The organism is Novosphingobium sp. GW821-FHT09E05, assembly GCF_059416165.1.
The window spans coordinates 980011-997303 of sequence record NZ_JBWKOQ010000001.1; the positions used below are offsets into that span (position 1 = coordinate 980011).

Sequence of the window (17293 nt, forward strand, 5' to 3'; positions counted from 1 at the left end):
AATGCTCCGTCGGCTGCAGGGAAAGCGAGGTTTCCCAAGCTAACGGCCCAGCCGCGGACCCGCTCCCACGGCCCATCGCAGCACTGCCGCAGCCCCCCGCACTGGCGCATGCCTCCACTTCGGGACCATCTTATCGCGATTCCCGAACAGTCTGACCGCAGACAACCGCTTGCCGCCATGCCTCTCGTGATTTATCGGCGCGGGTCATGCAGACGACGAATGAAATCCGCCGGTCCTTCCTCGACTATTACGCCAGCAATGGTCACGAAGCCGTTCAGTCCGCGCCGCTCGTTCCGTACAACGATCCGACGCTGATGTTCGTGAATGCCGGCATGGTGCCGTTCAAGAACGTGTTCACGGGCCTCGAGACCCGTTCGACGCCGCGCGCCACCTCCTCGCAGAAGTGCGTGCGCGCCGGCGGCAAGCACAACGACCTCGACAACGTGGGCTACACCGCGCGCCACCACACCTTCTTCGAGATGCTGGGCAACTTCTCCTTCGGCGACTATTTCAAGGAGCAGGCGATCACCCACGCCTGGACCCTCCTGACCAAGGAATGGGCGCTCCCGGTCGAGAAGCTGCTGGTCACCGTCTACCATACCGACGACGAAGCGGCCGAGCTGTGGAAGAAGATCGCCGGCCTGCCGGAACAGAAGATCATTCGCATCCCCACCAAAGACAACTTCTGGGCGATGGGCGACGAAGGCCCGTGCGGCCCGTGCTCGGAAATCTTCTTCGACCACGGCGACCACATCTGGGGCGGCCCTCCGGGATCGCCGGAGGAAGACGGCGACCGCTTCATCGAGATCTGGAACCTCGTCTTCATGCAGTTCGAGCAGGCCGCCGGCGAGATCGTCGGCAACCTGCCCAAGCCCTCGATCGACACCGGCATGGGGCTGGAGCGCATCTCGGCGGTCATGCAGGGCGTGCACGACAACTACGACATCGACACGTTCAAGGCGCTGATCGCCGCCTCGGAAAGCCTGACCGGCGTGGCCGCGCAGGGTGACAGCCGCGCCAGCCACCGCGTCATCGCCGACCACCTGCGCTCGACCAGCTTCCTGCTGGCCGACGGCGTGCTGCCCTCGAACGAGGGCCGCGGCTATGTCCTGCGCCGCATCATGCGCCGCGCCATGCGCCACGCGCACCTGCTCGGCGCGCGCGATCCCTTGATGCACCGCCTGGTGCCCGCGCTCGTCGCCGAGATGGGCCAGGCCTATCCCGAGCTGGGCCGCGCGCAGCCGCTGATCGAGGAAACGCTCGAGCGCGAGGAAATCCAGTTCCGCCGCACCCTGTCGAATGGCCTCAAGCTGCTCGACGAGGCGACCGTGGACCTGGGCGAAGGCGGCGAGCTGCCCGGCGAGACCGCGTTCAAGCTCTACGACACCTTCGGCTTCCCCTACGACCTCACCGAGGACGCGCTGCGTTCGCGCGGCATCGCGGTCGACAAGGCCGGCTTCGACGCCGCCATGGCGCAGCAGAAGGCCGCCGCTCGCGCCGCTTGGAAGGGCTCGGGCCAGGCCGCCGACAGCGAGGTGTGGTTCGACATCGCCGAGCGCGAAGGCGCCAGCGAGTTCACCGGCTATACCTCGACCGCCGGCGAAGGCCGCGTCGTGGCGCTGGTCCGCGATGGCAAGGAAGTCGTGTCGGCCACGGCGGGCGAGAGCGTCACCGTGCTGACCAACCAGACGCCGTTCTACGGCGAATCGGGCGGCCAGGTCGGTGATTCGGGCACGATCACCGGCGCGGGCGGGCTCACGATCACCGTATCGGACACCTCAAAGCCGCTCGGCCGCCTGCACGCCATGAACGCCATGGTCGAGGCGGGCACGATCAAGCTGGGCGACACCATCAACCTCACCGTCGACGTGGAGCACCGCGACGCGGTGCGCGCCAACCACTCGGCCACGCACCTGCTGCACGCGGCGCTCCGCGGGCGTCTGGGCGAGCACGTCACCCAGAAGGGCTCGATGGTCGCCGCCGAGCGCCTGCGCTTCGATTATTCGCACCCCAAGGCGCTCACGCCCGAGGACATCGCGGCGATCGAGGCCGAGGTGAACGCCGAAATCCGCGCCAACGAAGCCGTGCTCACCCGCCTGATGGCGCCTGACGAAGCAGTCGAGGCCGGCGCCATGGCGCTGTTTGGAGAGAAGTACGGCGACGAGGTCCGTGTGCTGTCGATGGGCCGCCACTCGGGCGACCGCACCTATTCGGTCGAGCTGTGCGGCGGCACCCACGTCAACGTCACCGGCGACATCGGCGTGTTCCGCATTGTCTCGGAAAGCGCGGTGTCCTCGGGCGTCCGCCGCATCGAGGCGATGACCGGCGAGGGCGCGCGCCAGTGGCTGGTCGGCCGCGAGGATGCGCTCAAGAACGCCGCCAGCCTGCTGCGCACCACGCCGGAAGACGTCGAGGCGCGCGTCGCCGCGCTGCTCGACGAGCGCCGCAAGCTGGAGCGCGAGCTGGCCGAGGCCAAGAAGGCGCTGGCGCTGTCCGGCGCTTCGGGCGGCGGCGCCAAGGCCGAAGCCGCCGACGAGGAAGTGAACGGCGTGAAGTTCTCCGGGCAGGTTCTCGAGGGGCTCGACCCGAAGGACCTGCGCGGGCTGCTCGACCAGGCCAAGCAGCGGCTCGGCTCGGGCGTGGCGGTGATCGTTGCGGTGAACGAGGGCAAGGCGAGCATCGCCGCGGCCGTCACTGAGGACCTGACCGGCACCATCAGCGCGGTCGAACTCGTGCGCAAGGGCGTCGAGGCGCTCGGCGGCAAGGGCGGCGGCGGACGCGCCGACATGGCGCAGGGCGGCGGACCCGACGGCACGAAGGCGGCGGACGCCATCGCGGCGGTCAGGGACGCGCTGGCAGGCTAGGGCGATGCGCGAGGGCGCCCGCAAGGCTCTGGCCTTCGCCGGTTGCGGCCTCTGGCTGCTGTCCTCGCTCATGCCCCTGTTCGGCGGGGCCGCCAAGCACCGGGTGCTATGCCGGGGCCGGGAGTTCACCGGTGAGTTCGACGCCTGCTTCAACGACTACATTCCCGTCCTCGAGCTGTGTGCGCCGCTTGCCGCGCTGTTCCTGCTGTACGCTTTCGCGGTCTTTGCCTCGGCGGTATGGGCGCCTGAGCCCGACCGGCGCCGGCAGTTCTGGCGCCTCGCCCCGGCGACAGGGGCGGCAGCGCGGTTTCCGGGATATCCGCTGCTGTGCCTGTTGGGCTGCGGCTGGGCGCTGTGGCGCGCCTGGCTCTATCCGCTCGACCCGGTGACGCTGCCGTTCATGGCATTCTGGGCGATCTTCGCCGCGTGGTTCGCCGGCGGGGCTGTCGCCACCTGGCATGCCGGACGGCCGCGCGCGCGTGGCTGACATCGGGCGCATCGTCGCGGACATTGCCGGGGAGATGCGCGGGGAAGAGCACCGCGGCACGGTCGCCAGCTACATCCCGCCGCTGGCCTGCGTGCCCGCGGGCAAGTTCGGGCTCGCCGTGGTCATGGCCGACGGGACCGTCCACACCGCCGGGGACGCGGACGAGGCGTTCTCGATCCAGTCGATCTCCAAGGTCTTCGCGCTGACGCTGGCGCTCGGCGCGGTGGGGGACCAGTTGTGGGCGCGGGTCGGGCGCGAGCCTTCGGGCAGCGCCTTCAACTCGATCGTCCAGCTGGAGACCGAGCACGGCATCCCGCGCAATCCCTTCATAAACGCCGGCGCCATCGTCGTGTGCGACCTGCTGCTGGGCCGGCTGCAGCCGCGCGAGGCGATCGGGCAGATGCTACGCTTCGTGCGCGAACTGGCGGGCGGGGACGACACCATCCGCATCGACGAGACCGTCGCCCAGGCGGAGCAGGACACCGGTTTTCGCAACATGGCGCTCGCCAACTACATGCGCGCCTTCGGCAACATCCACGGCGACGTGGGCATGGTGCTGGGGACCTACTTCCACTTCTGCGCGCTCGCCATGAGCTGCCGGCAGCTGGCGATGGCGGGGCGCTACCTGATGCACGGCGGGCGGGTAGAGGGCCACCGCGTCATCACCGAAAGCCGGGCGCGGCGCATCAATGCGCTGATGATGTCCTGCGGCCACTACGACAATTCGGGCGACTTCGCCTTCCGTATCGGCCTGCCCGGCAAGTCCGGCGTGGGTGGCGGCATCCTGGCCGTGGCGCCCGGGATCGCCAGCATCGCGGTGTGGTCGCCCGGGCTCAACGAGGCGGGGAACTCGCACCTCGGGCAACTGGCGCTGGAACGGCTTGTGCAGCGCACCGGTTGGTCGGTGTTCGAACCGAGGGCGGGGTGAGGTTTGCGTCGAATGGCCTTCGTCAAGCCGGGGCTGGGAAGGCTGCTTTGGGTGTTTAGCTGCCGCTAGCTTCGCGTGCTTCAACCCACCATGTCCGCCCCGTGATGCTGCCGCTGAAAGCTCCCAATAGCGCAAGCCACCACCCACCGGCCGCTCCCATCCAAACCAAGACGAGCGGTGGTAATGCAAAGCCTATAATGAGCCCAACCAAGACGTATGCAGCCTCACTCTCCGATCGGAACCGAACGAGGATCGCTGTCACAGGCAAGCCCAGCAAGATGCTGGCCGGTAAGACAAATGCTAATGTTAGGGCAATCGGAAAAATGCGAAAATGAGCGAAGATATCAAACTGCCGTGCCCGTTGATCGCGTCTGGAATCAAACAGTGTCACCAAGATTGTGAAGATCATTGGCATCCACGCGCCCGCCAAGGTGCCAATCGCTACTGTTTTGAGAAAGGCGCGCATGTATTCTGTGTAAGCTATCATGCCTGCGCGTCAAATGAGTGAGAAATTAGTTCTGCCTTGGGGCGCAAGCTGCCATGTAGAGCCTTTCACCCCTGTCACTCCGCCAGCTGCCCCGACTTCAGCGTCGGCTTTTCCGACAGTCCGCCGCGCTCCATGATCATCTCGCGGAATTCGTCGCGCTTCTCGTGGATGGAGGCGATCACCGGGCCGACCGCCACGCCGGTTTCCACCAGCGCCGCCTCGCTGAGCTGGAGCGAGCTTTCGAGCGTCTCGGGCACCGCGTAGCTCGCCCCAGCCCGGTAGAGCTGCGCCGCGTGGTCGGCGTCGCGGGCGCGGGCCAGAATGGGCAGGTCGGGGAACTGCATGCGCAGCTTGCGCACGATGCGCTGGGCGGCGACAGGCTCGTCCATGGTGAGAATGATGGCGGCGGCCTCGCCCGCGCCGAGGCGCAGCAGCGCGTCGCCGCGCGCGGCATCGCCGAAAGCGACGGTGTAGCCGCGCCGGCGGCCGTCGGCGACGAGGTCGGTGTTGCTGTCGACCGCGAGATAGGGGCGGCCGTGGCGCGCCAGCATGTCCGCGACAAGGTGACCCACGCGCCCGAAGCCGACGATCAGGGTGCGAGGCTTGCCGGCGTCGACGCCGCCGTCACCGGATGGTTGGTGCGGCACGTCGGCGCTCTCGACCCGGCGGCCCATGATCTTGCCGCCGAGGGCGAGGAGCGGCGTGATCGTCAGGCCGAGTGCGGTGACGATCTGCCAGAACTGCGCGGTGCCGGGCTGGATCAGCTGCGCCGAAGTGGCGGCGGTCAGCACGATCAGCGTGGTTTCCGACGGGCTCGACATGAGGATGCCGGTTTCGGTCGCGGTGCCGCGCCGGGCGCCCATGACGCGCAGCATGAGGCCCGTCACCACGGCCTTGAGCACGACCACCACGATCGTCGCGATCAGGATCGAGCCGAGGTTCTCCCACACCACGGCGAGGTCGATGCTCATGCCGATGGTGATGAGGAAGACGCCCAGCGCCAGGCCCTTGAACGGCTCGATGATCTCCTCGACCTCCGAATGATACTCGGTTTCGGCGATGAGCAGGCCCGCGACCAGCGCGCCGACGATGGGCGAGAGGCCCGCCGCCGCGGTCGCCAGCGAGGCGAGGATCACCACCAGCAGGCTGGCGGCGAGGAACAGCTCGGGGCTCTTCGTGCGGGCGGCTTGGGCGAAGAGGGGGGGCAGCAGGTAACGGCCGAGGATCAGCAGGCCGCCTACCGCCACGGTGCCCCACAGCAGCGTGTGGAGCAGTTCGCCCACGCCGTCCGCCCCGGCATGGGGGGCAAGCGCGCCGAGCAGAAAGATGATCGGCACCAGCGCGATGTCCTCGAACAGCAGCATGGCGAGCGCGGCGCGGCCGACAGGCGTGGTCGTCTCGGTGATCTTGAGCACGAGTGCGGTCGAGGAAAGGGCGAGGGCGAGGCCGAGCGCCAACGCGCCGGAAAAGCTCTGCCCGATGGCGGCGAGGATGAAGGTCAGCGAACCGCCGATCACCAGCAGTTCGAGCGAGCCCAGCCCGAACACCATGCGCCGCATCTGCCACAGGCGGCCGAACGACAGCTCCAGCCCGATCGAGAACAGCAGCAGAATGATCCCGAACTCGGCGAAGACCTCCAGCCCGTCGGGATCGGTGATGGTGAGGTAGGACAGCCAGGGCAGGTCGAAGACGTGACGGCCGAGGCCGAATGGGCCGACCAGGAGGCCCACGAGGATGAAGCCGATGACGGGGGTGATGCGGAACCGGTTGAACACCGGGATGACGATGCCCGCCGCGCCCAGGATCACCAGAGCGTCGGACATCACGGGGGAATAGAGATCGCTGCTGCCTGCCATTCGTCGATCCTAAGGCACGGCGTGTCCCGATGGAACCGGTGAAGTGGCGGCAAGTGATGGAAATTACGCAACATGCGCATAGCATCCGAAGTTTGGCGCAACTTCACTTGGCGTTCAGCAAAGCGCTGGCTATAGACCCAACCATGTTCGAACGCTCGCGCCTGAAGACCGCCCTCCTTGTCGCTGCCGCAGGCGCGATCGTGCTGACCGCCGGCTGCGGGGGGCGCGGGGGCAAGAACCGTGACACCGCTTATGTCGCGCGCGACGTCGACACGCTCTACGCCGCTGCCCAGCAGCGTCTGGAAACCGGCCGCACCAAGCAGGCGGCGGCCCTGTTCGACGAGGTCGAGCGCCAGCACCCCTATTCGCCTTGGGCCCGGCGCGCACAGCTGATGAGCGCGTTCAGCTACTATGCCGCCCGCGACTACAACAAGTCGATCCAGTCGGCGCAGCGCTTCCTGTCGATCCACCCGGGCAACAAGGACGCGCCTTACGCTTACTACCTGATCGCCATCTGCTACTACGAGCAGATCAGCGACGTGACGCGCGACCAGCGCACGACGGAACAGGCCAAACAGGCGCTGACCGACGTGATGCGACGTTATCCCGGCACGCCCTACGCCTCCGACGCCAAGCTCAAGATCGACCTCGTGAACGATCACCTTGCCGGCAAGGAAATGACGATCGGCCGCTCCTACGAGCGCAGCGGCAAGTGGCTGGCGGCGACGCTGCGCTTCCGCAACGTGGTCGATAACTTCCAGACCACCAGCCACGCGCCCGAGGCGCTGTTCCGCCTGGTCGAGGGCTACCTCTCGCTCGGCGTACCGGGCGAAGCGCAGAAGGCCGCCGCCGTGCTGGAGCGCAACTATCCGGGCAGCGACTGGTACGCCCGCGCCTACAAGCTGATGAACCGCCACGCCCCGGAAAACGTCGCGGCCTAAACCGCTCCTCCCTCTCGCTGCGCGGCAGGGAGGTTTGGCATGCGCCCTTTTTTGGCGCCGGTAGCGCAGCGGTTCAGAAGTCTTCGGTGTCGATGCTGGCGAGCAGGCCTGCGGGATAGCGATGGCCCCGGACAGTCTGCTGGTTGATCAGTGTCCCCGCCCGCTCGAGAATCGCGGCGTCTAGCGACAGTTCTCCAGCCGCGTGGTTCTGGTCGAAGTGGGCGATGGTGCGCGTGCCGGGGATGGCATGGACATGGTCCGCCTGCGCGAGCACCCAGGCCAGTGCAAGCTGGGCCGGGGTGATCCCGGCCTCGGCGGCGAGCGCGTCGAAGCGGGCGATCATCTGTGCGTTGTGGTCCCAGTTCTCTCCCTGGAAGCGGGGCATCCCGCGCCGCAGGTCCTGCTCCGACAGCGCCGAGGGATCGCGCAGTTCTCCGCCCAGCGCGCCGCGTCCGACCGGGGAGAAGGCGACGAGGGCGATGCCCAGTTCACGCGTCGTCTCCAGCACGCCCAGTTCCACGTTGCGCGTCCAGAGCGAATATTCGGTCTGTACCGCTGCCATGGGATGCACGCCATGCGCCTCGCGGATGTGGGCCGAAGACCATTCCGACACGCCGTAGGCGCCGATCTTGCCCGCCTCGATAGCACGGGCCATGGCGCCGACCGAATCCGCGATCGGTACCGAACGGTCCAGGCGGTGCATGTAGAACAGATCGATGTGGTCGGTCTTCAGCCGCTTGAGGCTGGCGTCGAGCGAGGCGGCTATGCTGTCCGGGTGGCAGTCCACGCCCCGGCGTGGGCCGTCGACCTTGATGCCGGTCTTGGTGGCGAGCAGGAATTCGTCGCGCCGGTCCATGATCGCCTCGGCCAGGATCTCCTCGCTCACGCCGCCGCCGTAGATGTTGGCGGTGTCGAAGTGGTCGCACCCGGCGTCGAGCGCGTGGCGCATCAGCGCCACCGCATCCTCGCGCGACGGGGCGGCGCCGTAGGCCCACGCGACGTTCATGCAGCCGAGACCGACAGGGGCGACGGCGCGCCCGGCGAGATTGCGTTTGGTCATGGGGAGGGCTGTCCAGTAGTTCGAGATTGCGGGCGGGGTCGCCCATATCGGCAGGGTCGTCAAGATTTCGCCTCGGCCCCGCGAACCCGGAGACCGCTGGCAGGTCTTTAGGAGCGACCTTGCCGAGAGGCCGCGCGGCTCGGCCATCGATCCCCTGTCAAGCCGGGGACGACGCGGGGTCAAATATGCGAATAAGTCGCAATAGCAGTGGAAATGTTGCTATCGCGGCCTATGTAGGGCGCACCCCAAGCGATGGAGACGAACACCCCATGGAAACCCGCCGCGAGTCCGACAGCATCGGCGAGATCGACGTCCCAGTCTCCGCCTACTGGGGGGCGCAGACCCAGCGCAGTATCGAAAACTTCCCCTTCGGCGCGTCCGAGCGGATGCCGATCGCGATCGTCCACGCCCTCGCGCTGGTCAAGCAGGCGGCGGCGCGGGTCAACCGCAAGCACGGGCTCGACGCCAAGGTCGCCGACGCGATCGAGGCAGCGGCGGCGGAGATCGTCGCGGGCAAGCTGGACGACCAGTTCCCGCTGGTGATCTGGCAGACCGGCAGCGGCACCCAGACCAACATGAACCTCAACGAGGTCATCGCCGGCCGCGCCAACGAGGTGCTGACCGGCAAACGCGGCGGCAAGTCGCCCGTCCATCCCAACGACCACGTCAACATGGGCCAGTCCTCGAACGACAGCTTCCCGACCGCACTGCACGTCGCCGCCGCGCGCGCGGTGACTGACACGCTTTTCCCGGCGCTCGACCAGCTGTTCGCCTCGCTCGACGCCAAGGCGAAAGCCTGGGCGGACATCGTAAAGATCGGCCGCACCCACCTGCAGGACGCGACGCCGGTGACGCTGGGGCAGGAATTTTCCGGCTACGCGCAGCAGTTGAAGCTCGCAAAGCTGCGCATCGCGCCTGCCGTGTCCGAGGGCATGGCCGCACTGGCGCAGGGCGGCACGGCGGTCGGCACCGGCCTCAACGCGGCGCCGGGCTTCGACGTCGACGTGGCCGCCGAACTCTCGCGCCTGACCGGGCTGGCGTTCCATCCGGCCGAGAACAAGTTCGAGGCGCTGGCCTCCAACGACCCGCTGGTCCACCTCTCGTCCACGCTCGCGACGCTGGCGGTGGCGCTGACCAAGATCGCCAACGACATCCGCTGGCTGGGCTCGGGCCCGCGCTCGGGGCTGGGTGAACTGGACCTGCCCGCGAACGAGCCGGGCAGTTCGATCATGCCGGGCAAGGTCAACCCGACCCAGTGCGAGATGCTGACGATGGTCTCGGCGCAGGTCATCGGCAATCATCAGGCCGCGACGATCGGCGGTCTGCAGGGCGCGTTCGAGCTCAACGTGTTCAAGCCGTTGATCGGGGCTGCCGTGATCCGCTCGATCGACCTGCTCTCGGTTGGCATGGTCAGCTTCGCGGAGCGCTGCGTCGAGGGCATCGAGCCCAACCGCGCGCGCATTGCTGAACTGCTCGACCGCTCGCTGATGCTGGTCACCGCGCTCGCGCCCGAGATCGGCTACGACAATGCCGCCAAGATCGCCAAGTATGCCCACGCCGAAGGCCAGACGCTCAAGCAGGCGGCGCTGGAACTGGGGCTGGTGGACGAGGCGACCTTCGACCGCGTGGTTCGTCCCGAAACGATGATCTGATCGGTACGCGTTGAACCGCCGTCCCGGACGAGACGGGGAGGGCGGTAGCCTGCTCTAATTTTTGCAACGATCCGTTCCGATCATTGCGTTTGATCGATAGGGGGCAAGCGGGCAGGGAGGGGCTATGATGCGGCGCATGTCGCCTCATCGCCCGTTCCCTGCCGCGCCCGCCGATCGTGAGACCATGGCCGAAACCCCCGCTGAGGCGCCGAATGCCGCAGTTCCCCAGAGCGCCGAAGAGATAGCCGTCGCCGCCGGGGCGCGCGGCCTGTCGATCCTGCCCGCGTGCGAGGCCGGCGTCGCCACCAACCTCGCGCTTCTGGCGCGCCATGCCCGCACCATGCGGCAGGCCCCGACGGAAACGCAGGCATGAGGGGCGTGCGTGAGATCGCCGCCGCCGTGCGTTCGGGCACGTTGAGCGCCCGCACACTGGTCGAAGAACGGCTTTGTGCGCTGGTCCAGGACGACCGCGACCTCATCGCCGTCACCCGCGTCCTTCATGACCGCGCCCGCGCCGAGGCCGACGCGGTCGACGCGATGGTCGCCGCCGGGCAGGACCCGGGTCCGCTCGCCGGCGTGCCCTACGGCGTCAAGGACCTGTTCGACCTCGCCGGCCTGCCGACCACTGCCGGCTCCTCGCTCTATGCCGATGCGCCGCCTGCCTCCGAGGACGCCGAGGCGGTCAGGCGCCTGAAAGCGGCCGGCGCCGTCGTCGTCGCGACGCTCAACATGGATGAGTTCGCTTACGGTTTCGCCACCATCAATGCGACTTATGGCACCACCCGCAATCCCCACGACACGGCGCGGCTGGCCGGTGGTTCCTCGGGCGGCTCGGCGGCGGTGGTCGCGGCGGGACTGCTGCCGTTCTCGCTGGGCTCGGACACCAACGGCTCGATCCGCGTGCCCGCCAGCCTCACCGGCATCTACGGACTCAAGCCCAGCAACCGCGACCTGCCGCTGGAAGGCGTGTTTCCCTTCGCCGAAAGCTTCGACGACATCGGCCCCTTCACCCGCTCGGTCGACGACATGGAGCTGGTCTGGCAGGTGCTTGCCGGGCGCGAAGTCGCTCCGACCGGGAAAGAATTGCGCCTCGCCCGCCTCGGCGGCCGCTTCCGCGAGAACGCCGACCCCGACCAACTTGCTGCCATCGATTCGATCGCGCCCGGTGCCCCGCTGGTCGAACTCCCCGAGATCGCCCGCGCCCGCTCGGCCGCGTTCCTCATCACCGCTTACGAAGGCGGCGCGCTTCACCGCGAGGCGCTGGCGGCCGACGCCATGGCCTTCGACCCGCAGGTTCGCGACCGCCTGCTCGCGGGTGCGCTGCTGCCGGACGCGCTCTATGCGGAGGCGCAGGTGTTCCGCAGCCAATACCGCGCCCGGATCGCTGCGCTGGTGGCCGACTACGACGTGCTGCTCGCCCCCGCGACGCCCACCACGGCGCCGTCGGTGGAGGACCCGCGTATCGAGATCGACGGGGCGCTGTCGCCCGCCCGCGCGGACCTGGGCATTCATACCCAGCCGATCAGCTTCACCGGATTGCCGTCGCTGGCGGTTCCGCTCTACCGTCCGGACAAGCTGCCAATCGGCCTCCAGCTGATCGGCGGACTTGGCTGCGAGGCGGACCTGTTCGCCTTCGCCGCCATGCTGGAAGGGCAGAGTGTGACGGGGTTCTCGGCGCCGCAGAATATCGTCGTCCCCGCGGAGGCGGGGACCGCTGGGTACTCTTGAGGCAAGGGCTCGCCGACAGCCGCCGCCCAGCCTCGAGGTGGGCGGCGGCTCGGCCAGCGGTCCCGGATCAAGTCCGGGACGACGAGTGAAACGAATGCGCCGCAGGGGGCGGTGGAAGGGGCATAGCGTGACGCAGACGACGACCATCGAGGACATACCCGAGGCACCGCCTGCGGGCCGGCTCGACCGCTACTTCTCGCTCACCGCGCGCGGCACCACGGCGCGCACCGAAGTGCTGGCGGGGATGACCACCTTCCTCACCATGGCCTACATCGTGCTGGTCAACCCGGCGATCCTGGGCAGCGCGGGCATGCCGGTTGCCTCGGTGGCGGCGGCGACGTGCTTCGCGGCGGCCTTCGCCTCCATCCTGATGGGCTTCGTCGCCAACGTGCCGCTGGCGCTGGCGCCGGGCATGGGGCTCAACGCCTACTTCAGCTTCACCGTGGTGCAGCAGATGGGCGTGCCCTGGCCGGTGGCGCTGGGCTGCGTATTCATCTCGGGCGTGGCGTTTCTGATCCTGACGCTGACGGGGGTGCGCCAGCTGATCGTCACCTCGATCCCGCAGTACCTTTTCGCCGCCGTCGCTGGCGGCATCGGCCTGTTCATCGGCTTCATCGGCTTCAAGGACGCGGGCATCATCGTCGCCAACCCCGCGACTTTTGTCGCGCTGGGCGACCTCAAGACCCCCGGCGCGGCGCTGGCGATCTTCGGCCTCGTGGTGATCGGCGCGCTGAGCGTGTGGAACGTGCGCGGGGCGATGCTGGTCGGCATCGTCGCGACCACGCTGGTCGGCTGGATCGCGGGCATGGTCTCGGTCAGCCCCGAGCCCTATTCGCTCGCCGCGCTGACCGGCACCGCCTTTCAGCTCGACCTCGGCGGCGTGTTCGGCCTTTCGGGCAAGCACGGGCTGGGCCTGCTCGAAATCCTATTCGTGTTCCTGTTCGTCGACCTGTTCGACAACATCGGCACCCTCGTCGCCGTCACCAAGCGCGCCGGGCTGATGGACGCGGCGGGGCGGATTCCCGGCCTCAACCGCATCCTGATCACCGACGCGGTGGCCACCATGGTCGGCTCGATGGCGGGTACCAGCACCGTGACCAGCTACGTCGAGAGCGCGGCCGGCGTGCAGGCGGGCGGACGCACCGGCCTCACCGCCGTGGTCACCGGCATGCTGTTCCTGGCGACGATGTTCGTGGCGCCCTACGCCCAGCTTATCCCGCTGGCGGCGACCGCCCCGGCCCTCATCATTGTCGGCGGCCTGATGCTGCTGCCGCTCACCGAGGTCGAGTGGGAGGACCCGCTCTCGGCGATCCCCGCGTTCCTGACCGTGGCGATGATCCCGCTGACCTTCTCGATCGCCAATGGCCTCGCCTTCGGCATCACCGCTCACTGCGCGCTCAAGATCGTGCGCGGTTCCTTCGCGAAGAAGGACTGGTTCCTGCTGGTTCTGGCCCTGCTCTTCGTCGCCCGCTTCGTCTGGATGGGAGGCGCCTGATGCGCTCGTTCGCATTGACTGCCGCCGCCGCGTTCGCGCTTCTCGCCTCGCCCGCGCTGGCGGAGGAGCGGCTCGACCTCACCCCGCGGACCTTGGTGATGACCGCCTACCAGCCCGAATGGAACGCGCTCGTCCATGCGGTGACGGGAGGCAAGGAGTACCGGATCAACGGCATGACCTACCTCACCGGCACGTTGGAAGGTAAGCCGATCCTGCTGATGCAGAGCGGCGTCTCGATCGTGAACGCGGCGATGAACACGCAGCTGGTGATCGACAAGTTCACTGTCAAGCGCATCGTCTTTTCCGGCATCGCGGGCGGGGTCGACCCCAACCTCTCGATCGGCGACGTGATCGTGCTGGAGGACTGGGGCCAGTATCTGGAGGCCAACTTCGGGCGCAAGGACGGCTACGGGGACACGCCGGGCTGGAAGTCGCCCGAGGCGGTCGCGCCCGAGGCTCCGGCGAACTGGAACTTCATCTTCCCGCGCGGGGTCTCCGTCGCCAATGCCGCGACGCCGATGAAGCGCATCTTCAAGTTCCCGATGGACCCGGCCTTGCTCGCGCTCGCCCGCAAGGTGGCGCCCAAGGTTTCGATGGAGCGCTGTGTGCCGCCGTCGCCCACGCAGCTTCCCGATACCGAACTGTGCCTCGCCAAGCCGCCCAAGGTCGTCGTCGGCGGCACCGGCGTCAGCGCGGGTATCTATGCCGACAATGCCGAGTTCCGCGAATATCTCTACAAGGCGTGGAACGCCCGCGTGCTCGACATGGAGAGCGGGGCGGTGGCGCAGGTCGCCTATGCCAACCAGGTGCCGACCATCGTGTTCCGCTCGCTGTCCGACCTTGCCGGAGGCGACAGGCACAAGAACATGGAGGACACCTACGAGCATCTCGCCGCGGTGAACTCCGCGCATGTCGTGCGCGCCTTCGTGGCCGCGTTGCCGGATTGAGGACCTGACGACATGAAGACCGTAACCGCCGAGAACGGCATCGTCACCGCACCGCACTTCCTGGCCGCACAGGCCGGGCGCGATGTGCTGGCCGATGGCGGCAACGCCGTCGAGGCCTGCGTCGCGGTCGCCGCCACGCTTGCCGTCGTCTACCCGCACATGACCGGGATCGGCGGCGACGGGTTCTGGGTGATCCGCGAGCCGGACGGGCGGGTCCACTCGATCCACGGCTGCGGCGGCGCAGCTGCGAGCGCCGACCTGTCGCTCTACACCGGGCTGGATGCCGTGCCGACGCGCGGACCGCTGGCGGCGAACACGGTGGCTGGCACGATCTCCGGTTGGGCAGCGGCGCTGAGCGGAGAGGGCTGCACGATGCCGCTCGGCCGCCTGCTGCGCGACGCGATCGAACATGCCGAGATCGGCGTCTCGGTCACCACCGGCGGCGCCGGGATCGCGGCGGCCAAGGGCGACGAACTGCGCGACCTGCCGGGCGCCTATGCCACGATCTTCGAGCCCGAGGGCCGCCCGCTAATCGAGGGCGAGGTGCTGCGCCAGCCGCTGCTGGCCGAGACGCTGCGCTCGCTCGCCGCGAATGGCCTCGACGATTTCTATCGCGGCGACCTTGCCGCCCTGATTGCGCAGGACCTCGCGGCGCTCGGCAGTCCGGTATCACTGGCCGACCTTGAGGCGCACGCGGCCAGTCGCCCCGACCCGCTGCACACGGTGATCGCCGGCGCGGCGCTCTACAATTCCACCCCGCCGACGCAGGGCTTTGCGGCGCTGATGATCCTCGCGCTGTTCGACCGCCTGAAGGCCGACGCGCCCGACGGTTTCGACCATGTCCACGGGCTGATCGAGGCGACCAAGCAGGCATTCCTGCTGCGCGACGTCCATGTCGGCGACCCTGCACACACCGACTTCGATTTCCAGGGCCTGCTCTCGGACCCGGCCGCGCTCGCCGAACTGGCAGGGCGCATCGACCCTGCGAAGGCCCTGCCGTGGCCGCAGCCGCCGCAGTGGGGCGACACGTGCTGGTTCGGCGCGGCCGATAGCGAGGGCAGGGTAGTCTCCTGCATTCAGTCCACCTATTTCGAATTCGGCTCCGGCCTCGTGCTGCCGCAGACCGGGATCACCTGGCAGAACCGGGGCAGCTCGTTCCGCCTTGCCACAAGCGGCTGGAACGCGCTGAAGCCCGGCCGCAAGCCGTTCCACACGCTCAACCCCGCGCTCGCCGTGTTCGAGGACGGGCGCGTCATGGCCTATGGCACCATGGGCGGCGAGGGCCAGCCGCAGACGCAGGCCGCGCTGTTCAGCCGCTACGCCCGCTTCGGGGTGGACCTTCAGGAAGCCATAAGCGCTCCGCGCTGGCTGCTGGGCCGCACCTGGGGCGAGCAGTCGACCACGCTCAAGCTGGAGGACGGCTTCGACGAAGCGCTTTACGTGCAGCTTGCGAAGGCCGGGCACGATGTCGAGCGCGTCGGCCCGCTGACGGCGACGATGGGCCATGCCGGCGCCGTCGTGCGCCTCGCCGACGGCACCTTCCAGGGCGCCACCGATCCGCGCAGCGACGGCGGCGTGATGCCGTGGTGAGCGATCTTCCTCCCGGCGGAGCCCGCGCGGTCGCTCGCTGCGATGCGTTGCGCTTCGCGCCCTACAGCGACATGGAAGGCGGCCTTTTCCGCGCTTACCTGACGCCCGCCTACGCCGCTTCGCAGGAGGTGATCGCTGGCTGGATGGAAGCGGCGGGCATGGCGGTGCATCGCGACGCTGCCGCCAATCTCGTCGGTCGCTATGAGGGCCAGCGTCCTGACGCCCCCGCACTGGTGATCGGCAGCCATCTCGATTCCGTGCGCGATGGCGGACCCTATGACGGCCCGCTCGGCGTGATGCTCGGCATCGAGGCGGTGGCCGCGCTCCATGCACAGGGCCGCCGCCTGCCTTTCGCGATAGAGGTCTACGGCTTCGGCGACGAGGAAGGTTCGCGCTTTCCTGCCGCCATGTTGACCAGCCGCGCGGTCGCGGGAACGCTGGAAGCCGCCGCGCTGGATGTGGCGGATGCCGAGGGGATCACGCTCGCACAGGCGCTGCCGTCCGCTGCTGATTATCTGGCCGCCCGCCGCGAGCCCGCCGCTACGCTCGCCTATCTGGAGGCGCACATCGAGCAGGGCCCGGTGCTGGAAGCGGACGGCCTCGCGGTCGGCACCGTCACAGGGATCGCCGCGCAGCTGCGCTACAGCGTCACCGTCAAGGGCATGGCAGGCCACGCCGGGACCACAGCAATGCGCCTGCGCCGTGACCCGCTCGCCGGCGCGGCCGCCATGGTGCTCGCGGTCGAGCAGCTGGCGCGGGGGGACAATTCCGACGTGGTCGCCACGGTCGGTATGATCGAGGCGCTGCCCGGCGCGGCCAACGTGATCCCGGGCGAAGTTCACTTCACCATCGACGTGCGCTCGGGCTCCGAAGCGCGGCGCAACGGCGTGGCCGAGGCCATCCTCGACCGCCTGCGCGAGATCGCCGGGGCCCGCGCGCTGGAACTAGACGTGGCGCTGGTCCACGACCTTGCCGCGAGCCCCTGCGATCCGGCGCTCATGGACCTGATGGACGACGCGCTTGTTGCCGCCGGACAGCCGGTGCGCCGGCTCGTCTCGGGCGCGGGGCACGACGCCATGGTCATGGCCGCGCTCTGCCCCACTGCCATGCTTTTCATCCGCTGCAGGGACGGCATCAGCCACAACCCCGCCGAACACGTCGAGCCCGCAGACGTCGAAATCGCGCTGCAGGTGATGCTCGGCTTCATCGAACGTCTTGGAGATACCCGTGCCGCCTGAACTGGACCCGATGCTTTTCG

13 protein-coding genes are annotated in these 17293 nt (G+C 68.5%); 11 read left to right on the forward strand and 2 right to left on the reverse strand.

The genetic code is table 11. The features are described from left to right. Window positions 1-206: 206 nt before the first annotated feature. The 3 genes from alaS to AC07M9_RS04540 are packed head-to-tail and all read left to right on the forward strand — an operon-like array spanning window position 207 to window position 4279. The gene (alaS, locus tag AC07M9_RS04530; RefSeq protein WP_494881668.1) at window positions 207-2864 is read left to right on the forward strand and encodes an alanine--tRNA ligase; all 2658 of its coding nucleotides are present in this window, start codon (window positions 207-209) and stop codon (window positions 2862-2864) included. Between the two features lie 4 nt (window positions 2865-2868). Further along, on the forward strand, window positions 2869-3351 hold the full coding sequence (locus AC07M9_RS04535; protein WP_494881669.1) for a hypothetical protein: 483 nt from the start codon (window positions 2869-2871) through the stop codon (window positions 3349-3351). Next, window positions 3323-4279: a glutaminase gene (locus AC07M9_RS04540; protein ID WP_494881670.1), complete on the forward strand. Its 957-nt coding sequence runs from the start codon at window positions 3323-3325 to the stop codon at window positions 4277-4279. Before AC07M9_RS04535 ends, AC07M9_RS04540 begins: the two co-directional genes overlap by 29 nt. 561 nt (window positions 4280-4840) lie before the next feature. On the opposite strand, the gene AC07M9_RS04545 is transcribed toward AC07M9_RS04540, so the two are convergent. Then, window positions 4841-6622, reverse strand: coding sequence for a cation:proton antiporter domain-containing protein (locus tag AC07M9_RS04545; protein ID WP_494881671.1), 1782 nt, complete (start codon window positions 6620-6622; stop codon window positions 4841-4843). Window positions 6623-6765: 143 nt separating this feature from the next. On the opposite strand from AC07M9_RS04545, the gene AC07M9_RS04550 reads away from it, so the two are divergent. Then, on the forward strand, window positions 6766-7563 hold the full coding sequence (locus tag AC07M9_RS04550) for an outer membrane protein assembly factor BamD (protein ID WP_494881673.1): 798 nt from the start codon (window positions 6766-6768) through the stop codon (window positions 7561-7563). Window positions 7564-7636: 73 nt separating this feature from the next. Here the strand turns inward: AC07M9_RS04550 and AC07M9_RS04555 are convergent, their stop codons facing one another. Then, window positions 7637-8623, reverse strand: coding sequence for an aldo/keto reductase (locus tag AC07M9_RS04555; RefSeq protein WP_494881675.1), 987 nt, complete (start codon window positions 8621-8623; stop codon window positions 7637-7639). Window positions 8624-8892: 269 nt separating this feature from the next. Between AC07M9_RS04555 and fumC the strand changes: the two genes are divergently transcribed. The 7 genes from fumC to AC07M9_RS04590 all read left to right on the forward strand — a co-directional run bounded on the left by fumC (window position 8893) and on the right by AC07M9_RS04590 (window position 17273). After that, window positions 8893-10275, forward strand: coding sequence for a class II fumarate hydratase (fumC, locus tag AC07M9_RS04560; RefSeq protein WP_494881676.1), 1383 nt, complete (start codon window positions 8893-8895; stop codon window positions 10273-10275). A 136-nt stretch (window positions 10276-10411) separates the two neighbouring features. Then, the gene (locus AC07M9_RS04565) at window positions 10412-10648 is read left to right on the forward strand and encodes a hypothetical protein (protein WP_494881678.1); all 237 of its coding nucleotides are present in this window, start codon (window positions 10412-10414) and stop codon (window positions 10646-10648) included. After that, window positions 10645-12003 carry an AtzE family amidohydrolase gene (locus AC07M9_RS04570; protein ID WP_494881680.1) on the forward strand — a complete coding sequence of 453 codons (1359 nt, stop codon included), beginning with the start codon at window positions 10645-10647 and terminating at the stop codon, window positions 12001-12003. The genes AC07M9_RS04565 and AC07M9_RS04570 overlap by 4 nt, the downstream gene beginning before the upstream one ends. A gap of 127 nt (window positions 12004-12130) precedes the next feature. Next, window positions 12131-13498, forward strand: a complete 1368-nt coding sequence (locus AC07M9_RS04575; protein ID WP_494881682.1) for an NCS2 family permease — start codon at window positions 12131-12133, stop codon at window positions 13496-13498. After that, window positions 13498-14445: a 5'-methylthioadenosine/S-adenosylhomocysteine nucleosidase gene (locus AC07M9_RS04580; protein WP_494881684.1), complete on the forward strand. Its 948-nt coding sequence runs from the start codon at window positions 13498-13500 to the stop codon at window positions 14443-14445. Before AC07M9_RS04575 ends, AC07M9_RS04580 begins: the two co-directional genes overlap by 1 nt. Window positions 14446-14457: 12 nt before the next feature. After that, window positions 14458-16035 carry a gamma-glutamyltransferase family protein gene (locus AC07M9_RS04585; RefSeq protein WP_494881686.1) on the forward strand — a complete coding sequence of 526 codons (1578 nt, stop codon included), beginning with the start codon at window positions 14458-14460 and terminating at the stop codon, window positions 16033-16035. Then, entirely contained in the window at window positions 16029-17273 is a 1245-nt protein-coding gene (locus AC07M9_RS04590; protein WP_494881688.1) for an allantoate amidohydrolase, read from the forward strand. Before AC07M9_RS04585 ends, AC07M9_RS04590 begins: the two co-directional genes overlap by 7 nt. The last annotated feature ends 20 nt before the right edge of the window (window positions 17274-17293 follow it).